Below are 214 nucleotides of genomic sequence, written 5' to 3' on the forward strand. Positions count from 1 at the left end.
TCTCAGCTGAGCATCGTGTGAAAATGCTAGAGCTGGCGATTGCAGATAGTCCTCGATTATCACTGGAGCTGGGAGAAGTTGCACGCGGTGGGAAATCTTATACCTATGACACGATGAAGCACCTCACCCAAGCTTATCCGGATACTGATTTTTATTTTATCATTGGAAGTGACATGGTGGAATATCTTCCAAAATGGTACAAGATTGAAGCTTT

At 43.5% G+C, this 214-nt stretch carries 1 protein-coding gene; it reads left to right on the plus strand.

The annotated features are described in order from the left end of the window. Positions 1 to 214 (plus strand): nicotinate-nicotinamide nucleotide adenylyltransferase (locus tag LI114_RS14095; protein WP_413770916.1); only part of this gene is annotated, 214 nt, incomplete at both ends.

Origin of the sequence: Ruminococcus sp. 210702-SL.1.03, from assembly GCF_020559915.1 — a bacterium.
Classification (GTDB): Bacteria; Bacillota; Clostridia; order Oscillospirales; family Ruminococcaceae; genus YE71.